Here is a 6,560-nt window from a genome sequence, read left to right as displayed (position 1 = left end):
CCCCCACCACCAGGGCCCGGACCGCCGTGTCGGCGCTCCGGGCCCTGGTTCGTGTCCGGGTCAGCGCTGCGTCGGCTTGTGATTCTGCTGCTGCGACTCGGCGCCGCCCCGGCGCAAGTGTCCGGCCTGCTCTACGGCGGCACCCGGCTTCTTCGTGGTGCTGCTCGGCTTCTTCGTCCCGTTCTTCGTCCCACGCTGGGTGGTCGACTTGCCCTGCGGCCGCCGCGGAGACGCGTGGGCCCCGCCCGTCCTTGGCGCCGGGGAGCGGCCGGGACAGCGCCTCCCCGAGCTGACGCATCGCCGGGATGTCCACCGTGGCGGATGCGGTGTCCCGCGACGCCAGCGGCGGCCCGCTGCGACCCCCGCCGGGGGGGGGGGAGCTGTAGCCAGTGGCGGCATCCGCGACGTTCGGCAGCGCATCGGCGGCCGCGGCATCGGCGTCCTTCCTCTCGCCCCGTCGCCGGAGCCGGTCGGCCCCGGCCTGCGCCCACCCGGCGACCTTCTCGCAGGCGTTGATCGAGATCTTGCGGAAGAACTCGCCGACGCGGATGTCCCCCATCAGTCGGTCGAAGTGCTCCCCGGCCCGCTCCCGCATGACGCGAAACAGGTGGCCGAACGCGCCGCGCACCGTCTGGATCTTCTGCCACTCCGGGAAGTCCTGGAGCGCAGCGGCCGTTCCGCCCTGGCCTGCGCTTTCACGCCGTACGCCGGTCCTCCGGAGGCTGCGCCGTACCAGCCCCACCGGATCGCTGAGCTCGTTCGGTCCGGGCGCGCCGCAATGCCAGGGCATGGGCGGCTTCCGCTTCACGGCGGCGCTGGACGCGGGCGGCCTCGATAAAGGTCGGCTGGTCGCCCGAGGCCGTCTCCGGGAACGCCCTGGCGCTGAGCTCGCGCAGGGCGCGGGTCTGCCTTTCGGCTGCCTGCGCGATGGCCGTGTCGACGTGCTGCTCGGGCCGGGCCGCTTGGTGTGCGGCGAGCGCCTGGCGGAATCCCTCGGACGCCATCTCCCGGGTCTTCACTGGCACCTCCGGCCCGGCCGCGGCCGCGGGGGCGGACTGCGTCGTACGGGGCTCGGGTGCGGCGCCGACGGGCAGGACCCGGATGGTGCGTACGGCGTCGGTTCCGGCCGCCTGATTCACCGCGGCGACGATGCGGGCGCTGATCAACCGGAGCTGTGTGGCGTAGGCGGGTGAGTCCGGGCACAGGTCCAATTGCCCGGACTCCGCGTGGAAGGCGAGCGCCTGCACATGGTCAGGCAGACGCGGCGAGATGGCGGCCGCGATGTCCGGCCACTGATTCAGCACGCTTGCGCCGGCGGCTGGAAGCTCCCAGACCCGGTCAGCCATCAGGCCCTGAAGCACGGCGTCGAACCCGGCCGGCTCGCGTCCCTCACGCCGTACGCCTTGCTGCCGACGGCGGCGCGGAGCGCGATCCACGGTGTCGCCGCGCTGCTTCGCAGCCGCACGAGCCTGATGCAGAGCGATGCGCGCGAGGTCGACGCCGGACAGCTCCGGGGCACCATCGGCGGGCTGCCCTCCGGGCGTGATTGTTTCAGTCATCTGGGGCCTCCTACCGGCGTCCGATGAACACGTGCGAGCTACGGGCAGCGCCAGCCAGCTGGCGGGCACGGCGCACCAGGTCCGCCCCGTAGAGGCGCTCGGCAGCCTCGCGGCCCATGGAATCGACAGCCAGGTCGATCAGGTCCGTCTGGCCTCGCATGAGCTCGCACCGCACCTGGTCCCGCATCTCCTCGACCTGCGGATCAGTCAGCGCAAGGTCCTCGCAGTGATCGTGCGTTTCGGCGGGATGGTGTTGGTCGCGGCCGCCGCTCGTCACCGCACGGACTTGAGCAAATGCCTGCTCCACGTCGCGCAGCACGGCCAGACTTGTGGGGGCCTGCCAGTCGCCGTCGAACCGCTCCGTGCGGGCGCGGACCTTCTGGATGTGGTGGCGGCGCGCTGCCTCCTGGGCACAGCGCCACTGCTCGACGGCATAGGCCCGCTTCTCGGGTGTGTCCAGGGTCGTCACCGCGTTCGCCAGCAGCGCGGCAAGCAAACCGGAGCCCCGACGGACCCGGGCCGCCTCGCCGCGCAGGTGCAACCAGCCCCTGACCTCGGCGACCGTCCATCCGGCATCAGCCACGTCCCGAACCACCCACGCGATCCGAGGCACCGAGCAGCCACGCAGCCAGTCCAGCTCCTGGGTCAGCTCACGGGCCAGCTGGAACCTGCGCCCGACGCGGTTCAGCTTCCGGCGGCCACCGGCCTTGGCCTCGGACTTCTTCGTGATGGATGACTTGCTGCCCCCGCGTGCGAGCTTGCTCTCAGGGGGGAAGGAAGTAGAACCCGCAGTGGAAGCACTTGAGGAACCACCCCCCATTGGGGTGCAACGCGACCCGTCTGAAACAGCCGTCACAGCCGTCCCGGACGACCGCTTCCCGGAAGCCTTTTCTGAGGCCCTCGATGACGTCTTCGAGCGCGGCCTGCGCACCTTCCGGCTGGCCTTCTTCGCGAGCTTCGCCATTAGCTCCCGGCCCGCCTCCGCGATCCCGACCATCACCCGCGTGAACGCCGGCGCATCCTGGTCGGACTGCCTCGTACGGATCCCCAGCGCCTCGTCGAACTTGAGGGGGATCGTCCGAGCGAACTCGGACGCCTGCGGCGCCTCGCCCCGCTTCCGCGTGCCCTTCACGATGTAGGACAGAAGCCCCGTCTCCCGCAGAGCCGCCAGGTGATACTCCACCATCCGCTCCGACAGACCCGTACGCCGCTGCAGATAGCTCAGACCCGGGAAGCAGGGGGAAAGCTCCGCCAGCAACTGCGCGAGGTACACCGTCGTCGCATTGAACGAGCGCAGCCCAGTGGAGCGGTGCCGCCGCGGCTGGTACAGCCCCGACCCCGCCACCCAGTGCACCGCCTGCATCCAGCTATATCCGTCCGGCGCGACCCGGCCCGCCGACGACGACAGCCACTGCTCCGCCTCCGGCACCCACAGCTCGGGCAGCACGGCGACGGGGTCCACCAGCAATACAGACGTGTGCGATGAAGGGACCATCACGGCGGCCTGCGCCGCCACCAACGTCATCGGGCCACTCCGGCCAGGGCGCATCGCACGCACATGCGCGGCTGCAGCGATGCCTGTCGAAGTGGCGAATCGCAGGGGTCAGCCGGAACCTGTGACGTGATAGACGGCGCAAAATGCGCCAATCGGGCATGACTGGGCTGACAAAGGGCAGCAGGATGCTGCAACATGTGCCTAGCGCTCCTTCTCTATGGAGGAGGGCACAACGAAGGCCCTCGTGGCACTTCGTGGTTTGGGAGAACCAAAGATCGAACTGTTCGAGGCGGCTGCAACCGGTCGAACAGCTCCTCCGGGAGGCCCTGCAAGGCCAGACCGGAGAGCAGGTGGGCGCTGTACCCCGGTGACTGCAATCACCAGGCAGCGGCCCGGGGCGGCAAGAAGACCCGTAAGGGCGCCGCCCCCGAGGGCTTACCTCATCTCGACCCCCTCACGGGGAGAGGTGTATCCGCATCCGGTCCGGTGCGGAAGCATGAGAAAGGCACCAGCCTGCCGGAGCGACGCGTGATCCATCGCTACTACGGCGGCAGGTGCCTTGTTGTGTGCCTGCCCGAGGGTACGGGTACCCTGAACCATGTCGAGACCATCCCTAGATTGGTCTGCGGCCGTGCCCCGGAGTGCAGCCTCGCGGGGCTTAACCATGTCCATATTGATCTTATTCGCAGACACAGTACTCCCCTCGCCGCACGTAACGACACCCCGCCCCACGACGTGTCGGCCTTGCATAATTGCTTCTTGACGCACCGCCACCTCGGCCGTCGTCTGTCCCTCTGCGCCCGCCCAGGAGATCACACCTGCATGATGAGCAGCATGTACGCACCGCCGATCGACGCCCTGGACCTGGACGTGGACTCCTTCGCCACGCCGCTGCAACAGCGACGCTTCGTAGCAGCCATGCAGCGACTCGCCGCCAGCCGCGCGCCAGGAGCTGCGGTGCGCGTGTACGTGAGCGCCGCCCCCAGAACCATGAACAACCCAAAGTGGGAGAACTGGCTGGCGCAGATCGCGCAGGAGTTGCCTGATGGTGTCGAGGTCCTGCACTACCGCAGCGTCTTCAGCGATGACCGACCGTACGACTGGGACGCATTCGCCCAAGAGGTCGACGGCCTTGTAGTAGTGGGGAAGCAGAAACGTGCGGGAAGCCGGGTCTACCGATTTGGCCCGGTGGCCCGACTCGAACTTCGCTCGCTCATCGCCCGACAACCTGTACTGCTCTACGCCCACAGTCAGGGCCTCATCCCGGTGATCGACTGTCAGAGCCAGGTTCTTACGCCAGAGGGGACGCCGCGGCTGAAGCTCATCGCGCCGAAGCGGTGGCACCAGGAGACGTCGACACTCCAGGCCGCGTTGCACGCGCTTACGCCGACCAGCCCGGACGACGAGTCGTCCAGCGAAGCGCCAGGCCACCTCGCTCATCCCTTCGTTGCACCTCCTGGGTGAGATCCGTTAGCTGAAGGCCGTGGCTCGTGAATCATGTTCCGAAGGTCAGCAGGGGGACGTCGTAGAGATCCGGGTTCTTCGGTCGGGTCATGACGGGTGAGATGACTTCGACGACGAGCATTTCGACGAGGAACTGGACGCGGGCGTTGAGCAGATGGCTCGTATACCCGTTGGCCGACCGTGCCTTCTCACCCAGCGTGGTGTGGATATGCGGCGAGACCGAGTCCGTCTCGGCGTCGTAAGCGAGCGTTCCACACCCCATCGCCTCCACGCCAGTGACGTGGACCTTGCTCCAGACCGGGGCGTTGGGGTCTTCGAGCTTCTCGCACGCACCGACGATGTCCGCTTCCGCGAAGCCGGCGATGAACATCGGGATGTAGCCGTGCCGGACGCCGTTTTGCTGGCAGAAGTCGGCGAGAGTGGGGAAGAAGTCGTCGCCGTGGTCGAAGTTGACGGCAAAGGTCCGTCCGGTGGTGAGCTCATGGCTACGCAAGTTGGTTCTCCGGGGCTGCTGGGGTTGTTAAGAGAGGGCGTTGAAGGACTTAGAGATCTGGTCCGCGGTGGCGGCCGTCATCAGAAGCAGCTGCAGCAGGATGCGTGCCTTGATCGGATCGAGTGAACTGGCGGGGATCAGTCCGCGGGCAATCAGATCCGATTCGGAGCCCGGGAAGCCGTACGTATGCCTGAGCACGGGGCCAGACCCCGTGCGCGTCGCGAGGACGACAGGCATGCGCTTGGCGAGATCGGTGAGTGCGTCCACGCACGCCATGGGGACATGGCCAGCCCCGAACGCCGCGACTACCAGGCCGTCGACCTTGTCACCAACGGCTTGCAGAATCGTCCCGTCGTCGCCGAGACCGACCGTGACGATCGCCGTCTGTGCTGGAGATGCGGCGCTCCGGGGATCGATTGTCGAGCATTTGCCGGGGCGAGCCGTGATGCGGACACGGTCTTCCGCGACGTAGCCAATCGGGCCGGGGTATGAGGTGAAAGCGAGTGGGCTCGTGGCGTGAGTTTTGCGAACCCAGCGGGCAGCGTGGATTTCCTCACCGAAGACGACGACGGATCCGGTACCCCGCGCCTCTGTGCTGGCTGCGACACGGATGGAGGCGAGTACATTTGCTGGGCCGTCCGCCCCGGCCATGCTCGCGTTGCGCATGGCGCCCGTGATTACAACCGGCTTGTCGCCGGTCGTGACGAGATCCAGCAGATACGAGGTCTCCTCGATCGTGTCTGTCCCTTGGGTGATGACCACGCCGTCGACTGGGAGCGTCGCGACCATCACGGCCAGCTCGAGCAAGTCGGAGAAACCCAATGAGGCACCGGGTAGTCGACGGAAGTCGTGAACCTCCACAGCGATGCCGGTTTCGGCAAGGCCCGGTACGGCCGCGACCAGGTCGTCGGCCGACAGCGTCGGCGTCGCGCCGCCGTCAGTCTGCGTAGTCATCGCGATGGTGCCGCCTAGCGAGATCACCGCGACGCGTCGGGCGTTGTCGGCCATGCTCTTTCCCTTCGTGGACATGCGGACTGAGTGGTGGCGTCAGATGTCGGCCGGGAGAGACCCTACGTACGCGCATGCGGCGTCAATGCCAGCCGCGGAGACGAGCCGGCTGCGGGACTGGATCAGCCCGGACGACCCGTACCGGGCGAGCTGGCTGCACCGCTCGATGAGCCACGACCACGGCAGCTCGAGGTATTGGGCGAGAGCGCGGAGCCGTCCGGCAGCCGTTGGCGCGGTCGTGAGCGAGTCCGCGTTGACGTCGCGTGCCGCGATCGTGAACTCCCGGACGACAGAGGACCGGGCTGTTACGTCGACATGCCACATCCCGTCACCCCGGACCCAGTTGGCGATCACCGCTTCCTTGTCGGGGGCCACTACGAAACCTTCCACGGCTTCATATGCGGGATCGGCAGTGATCTGGGCATGGATCCCCAGGGACTCCATCAGGGCTACAGCCAGGAACAACAGGATCCGTTCATACCGCGGGGAGGAACGCACGATGTCTTCCGGGATGCAGAACGCCCGGGTGCTCGTGCTTCCA

General features: G+C 67.8%; 6 protein-coding genes and 1 pseudogene. 1 reads left to right on the top strand and 6 read right to left on the bottom strand.

What is annotated here, in order from left to right:
- The 3 genes from ACSLTV_RS35665 to ACSLTV_RS35655 form a co-directional block, all read right to left on the bottom strand.
- Positions 1-628 (bottom strand): hypothetical protein (locus ACSLTV_RS35665; RefSeq protein ID WP_435613688.1); only part of this gene is annotated, 628 nt, incomplete at its 3' end.
- 67 nt (positions 629-695) lie between these two features.
- On the bottom strand, positions 696-1,559 hold the full coding sequence (locus ACSLTV_RS35660) for a DciA family protein (RefSeq protein WP_435613687.1): 864 nt from the start codon (positions 1,557-1,559) through the stop codon (positions 696-698).
- Between the two features lie 10 nt (positions 1,560-1,569).
- Positions 1,570-3,084, bottom strand: coding sequence for a transcriptional regulator (locus ACSLTV_RS35655; protein ID WP_435613686.1), 1,515 nt, complete (start codon positions 3,082-3,084; stop codon positions 1,570-1,572).
- 792 nt (positions 3,085-3,876) lie between these two features.
- Here ACSLTV_RS35655 and ACSLTV_RS35650 point away from each other — a divergent pair.
- On the top strand, positions 3,877-4,518 hold the full coding sequence (locus ACSLTV_RS35650) for a hypothetical protein (RefSeq protein ID WP_435613685.1): 642 nt from the start codon (positions 3,877-3,879) through the stop codon (positions 4,516-4,518).
- A gap of 31 nt (positions 4,519-4,549) precedes the next feature.
- Here ACSLTV_RS35650 and ACSLTV_RS35645 read toward each other — a convergent pair whose 3' ends face one another.
- From ACSLTV_RS35645 to ACSLTV_RS35635, 3 genes and pseudogenes are all read right to left on the bottom strand, one after another.
- A complete protein-coding gene (locus ACSLTV_RS35645) occupies positions 4,550-5,011 on the bottom strand; it encodes a PPC domain-containing DNA-binding protein (RefSeq protein WP_435613684.1) in 462 nt (153 codons plus the stop codon).
- A gap of 27 nt (positions 5,012-5,038) precedes the next feature.
- On the bottom strand, positions 5,039-6,019 hold the full coding sequence (locus ACSLTV_RS35640; RefSeq protein ID WP_435613683.1) for an asparaginase: 981 nt from the start codon (positions 6,017-6,019) through the stop codon (positions 5,039-5,041).
- A gap of 39 nt (positions 6,020-6,058) precedes the next feature.
- A pseudogene (locus tag ACSLTV_RS35635) lies at positions 6,059-6,560 on the bottom strand (hypothetical protein); the annotation flags it as partial.

It is taken from the genome of Streptomyces sp. bgisy159, assembly GCF_965341775.1.
In the GTDB taxonomy this organism is placed as follows: domain Bacteria; phylum Actinomycetota; class Actinomycetes; order Streptomycetales; family Streptomycetaceae; genus Streptomyces.
This window is presented reverse-complemented; position numbering and strand designations above follow the sequence as displayed.